This window comes from Kitasatospora putterlickiae (genome assembly GCF_039527695.1).
GTDB classification, from domain to species: domain Bacteria; phylum Actinomycetota; class Actinomycetes; order Streptomycetales; family Streptomycetaceae; genus Kitasatospora; species Kitasatospora putterlickiae.
This window is the reverse complement of record NZ_BAAAKJ010000280.1, coordinates 3,118-6,188: the sequence shown is the minus strand read 5'-3', so window position 1 is coordinate 6,188 and position 3,071 is coordinate 3,118. Positions and strand designations below refer to the sequence as shown.

At 74.9% G+C, this 3,071-nt stretch carries 5 protein-coding genes; 3 read left to right on the top strand and 2 right to left on the bottom strand.

Translation table 11 applies throughout. The annotated features are described in order from the left end of the window. A partial coding sequence (locus ABD308_RS27515) for a carbohydrate-binding protein (RefSeq protein ID WP_344339940.1) occupies positions 1 to 560 on the top strand: 560 nt, incomplete at its 5' end. Between the two features lie 129 nt (positions 561 to 689). Here ABD308_RS27515 and ABD308_RS27510 read toward each other — a convergent pair. Continuing rightward, entirely contained in the window at positions 690 to 1,292 is a 603-nt protein-coding gene (locus ABD308_RS27510) for an RICIN domain-containing protein (protein ID WP_344339937.1), read from the bottom strand. Between the two features lie 223 nt (positions 1,293 to 1,515). Here ABD308_RS27510 and ABD308_RS27505 point away from each other — a divergent pair, with 223 nt between their 5' ends. Then, entirely contained in the window at positions 1,516 to 1,890 is a 375-nt protein-coding gene (locus tag ABD308_RS27505) for a hypothetical protein (RefSeq protein ID WP_344339935.1), read from the top strand. An 82-nt stretch (positions 1,891 to 1,972) separates the two neighbouring features. Here the strand turns inward: ABD308_RS27505 and ABD308_RS27500 are convergent, their stop codons facing one another. Next, on the bottom strand, positions 1,973 to 2,683 hold the full coding sequence (locus ABD308_RS27500; RefSeq protein WP_344339933.1) for a 2-phosphosulfolactate phosphatase: 711 nt from the start codon (positions 2,681 to 2,683) through the stop codon (positions 1,973 to 1,975). 202 nt (positions 2,684 to 2,885) lie between these two features. Between ABD308_RS27500 and ABD308_RS27495 the strand changes: the two genes are divergently transcribed. Continuing rightward, a complete protein-coding gene (locus ABD308_RS27495) occupies positions 2,886 to 3,053 on the top strand; it encodes a hypothetical protein (RefSeq protein WP_344339931.1) in 168 nt (55 codons plus the stop codon). Positions 3,054 to 3,071: the final 18 nt, after the last annotated feature.

The window sequence follows — 3,071 nt, the reverse complement described above, 5'->3', positions numbered from 1 at the left end:
ACCTCGACCCCACCTGCAACCTGTACAACCGCACCAAGGCCGCCTGGGACGCCGTCAGCGTCCCCGCCCAGACCGGCGACCCGACCTGCTCGAACAACGGCGGCGACGACTTCTCGCTCGCGCTGGCCCCGTCGTCCGGCTCGGTCCTGCCCGGCGCCTCGACCACCGCGACCGTGAACACCGCGCTCGTCTCGGGCACCGCGCAGACCGTCGCCCTGACCGCCTCCGGCCTGCCGTCCGGCGTCACCGCGACCTTCAGCCCGTCGTCGGTCCAGGCCGGCTCCGCCGCCACCCTGACCCTGGCGGCCTCCTCCGCGGCCACGACCGGCACCTACCAGGTCACCGTCACCGGCACCGCCGGCGCGACCGTGCACACCGCCCAGTTCAGCCTGACGGTCGGCACCGGCAACCCCGGCGGCGGCACCTGGGCGGCCGGCACCACCTACAAGGCCGGCGACGTCGTGACCTACAACGGGGTCAGCTACCGCTGCCTCCAGGGCCACACCGCCTACGCCGGCTGGGAGCCGCCGAACGTCCCGGCGCTCTGGCAGGCCGTGTGACCGGGAGGCTCTGACACCCGGTGAAACCCGCCGTGCCGCGGTCCGTCGAGGGGACGGACCGCGGCACGGCGCTTCTCGGCGCTTCTCAGGCGGTCAGGCGCTTCTCAGAGCAGGGGCTTCCGGGGTGGATCAGCTGTACCACCACTCCTGGTTGCCCTGGCCGCCGCAGTCCCACAGCTGGACCACGTCACCGCGGCCCCAGTCGTAGATGTCCAGGCACTGGCCGGACGGGCCGGGGAAGCCGGGGTGACCGGGGAACGCCAGGTTGACGAAGCGCCAGCGGCCGGCGCTCGGAGGCACGCTCCAGGCCTGCGAGGCGCTGTTGTCGCACGGGAGCTGGACGAGCTGCTGCCCCCGGCCCCGGAAGCCGTCAAGGCACTTGCCGCTGGCGTTGCTCTGGATGGTATAGCCGGCGCTGACGCTGTTCCAGGAGACGTTCCAGGACTGGTTGGCGCCGCCGTGACAGCCCCACATCTGGATCCACGGGCCGTTGCCCCAGTCCCAGACGTCCAGGCACCTGCCGTCGGCGGCGGGGCTGAGGCTGGTGAGCGTGAAGCTCCGGGAGATCCCGGCGGCCGAGGCGCCGCCCGCTGCCTCCGGGCTCGCCGCCAGGGTGCCGCCGGACGCCGTGGACGCCCCGGGTCGCCCGGCCGCCGCCGCGGGCGCCGCGCACAGGGTCAGGGCCGCCGCGACGGCGGCGAGGGTCTGTCCGAACCGGCTGACGCCGCTCATGTTCGAAAGTCCTTTCGTCTGGTCTGGTTCAGACCAATGACGGTAGGGGCGCGGCGGCGCCCGGGCACAGTCGAGTACCGGCCGTTCCGATCACGGACGGGTGCCGGCACCGGCCGGGGGCCGACGGGGCCCGGACCCGCGGCGGGCCGGGCGGCCGGGCGCCGGGTAGCGTGACGTCCGGTACCGCGACGGCGGCGCCGGTCGACGGAGAGGCGGAGCACGGATGACCCTGGAGGAAGGACGTCGCGTCCGGCTGGCAGCGGACCTCGGGATCGGCGACGCGCACGCCGGGGAGCCCGGGGCCGTCGTCGGGTTCCTCTCGCTGGGGGCCGGGATCGAGGGCACCGTCGAACGGGTGAACGGGGAGCTCCCGCAGAGCCAGGAGGTCCGCGAGTACCAGCGGCTCAAGGCGCTCTTCGAGGACTACGGGCACACCATGCCGGAGGCGAGCCGCCTGCGCCTGGAGGCGGAGATCGCCGAACTGGAGCCGCGGTGGACCGCGCACCAGGGGCGCGGCAGGCGGGTGACGGTCAGGGTCCGGTGGGACAACGGCTTCGTCCTCGACGAGGTCCACCAGGACGTCCTCACCACGCTGTGACGGCCCTCGCCGCTCAACCGCGACCAGGTGCGCGCGGAGGTCCGGGCGGCCGCCGGGCGGCGGGGGGCTGAACGCCCGCCGGTCAGGTCACGGCCCCGGTGGCCCCGGCGGCCGGCGCGGGGACGGCGCACGGGCGGAGGACCATGAGCGAGTCCTCCAGGGCCGCCACCATGGCGAAGGGGAACCGGTCGAGTTCGAGGCAGAGGGCGACGTCGTCGGGATGGGCTCCCGCACGCACCCCCTCCATCAGCTCGGCGGCGGCGCGCGACCCCCGGGCGCGGCGGAGGAACCCGGCCGCGTCCGTCTCGGCCCGGCCCGCCCGCCCGGCGATGTACTGGGCGCACGCCAGGTCCTCCTCGGCGCGCCCGTCCTCGCCCGTGACCACGAACGTGACGCCGCCACGGCCGCCCGTCCGCAGGAGCCGCGCCGTCGCCTCCGCCACCACGAAGCTCGCGCAGAGCACCAGCGACGCGTCCTTCACCGCGAGGGCGCCGACCGTCCCGGCCGTGGTCTTCTGCACGACGGTCCGTCCGCCGAGGTCGACGGAGCGCAGCATGGCCGGTGAGTTCACGGCGTCGAACCCGGGCGCGGGCGGGCCGTCCTTGAGCGCCACCCAGTCCGGACGGCCGGCCTTGAGCTCCAGGGCCCCGGCCAGCGACTCGGCGAGGACGACCTTCTCCGCCCCCTGCCCGAAGGCCCAGGCGGCCACCGTGAACGCGCGCATCACGTCGACGACCACGGCCACGGGCGGGGTTTCGGTCAACTCGGCGATGCCGAGGAAACGGGCGTCCATCCGGTCATGATCGCCCATCTCCTACCCGGGCCACCCGGATGGTGACGCACACCACATCCTCCCGGCCGGTCCCGCCGGGACGACCGGCGACGGTCGGGTACCCCCAGCCACCCGGACGGCGCAGTACGCTGGACGATCCGGCTCATCCGGACGGGAGGCGAAAGTGGCGGCGACGATTCGACCCAACCGTGAACTGCAGACCATGGGAGACCTGTTCGCACCGCCGGGCGACCCGGGGCCGCCCGAGGTCCGGGCCCGGGCGCGGAGGGCGGTGGCGGCGCGGGCGCGGGACGCCGAGGACTGCCGGCTGCTGCTGGACGTGCTGGGACTGCTCGAAGGCGCGGCGCCGGCCGAGGGGTCCGCGTCGTAGGAGGCCCCGAGGACTACG

Excerpts from the sequence above, each read along its gene's own strand:
- ABD308_RS27510 (WP_344339937.1), bottom strand. The coding sequence starts at position 1,292 with ATGAGCGGCGTCAGCCGGTTCGGACAGACCCTCGCCGCCGTCGCGGCG.
- ABD308_RS27505 (WP_344339935.1), top strand. The coding sequence starts at position 1,516 with ATGACCCTGGAGGAAGGACGTCGCGTCCGGCTGGCAGCGGACCTCGGG.
- ABD308_RS27500 (WP_344339933.1), bottom strand. The coding sequence starts at position 2,683 with ATGGACGCCCGTTTCCTCGGCATCGCCGAGTTGACCGAAACCCCGCCC.
- ABD308_RS27495 (WP_344339931.1), top strand. The coding sequence starts at position 2,886 with ATGGGAGACCTGTTCGCACCGCCGGGCGACCCGGGGCCGCCCGAGGTC.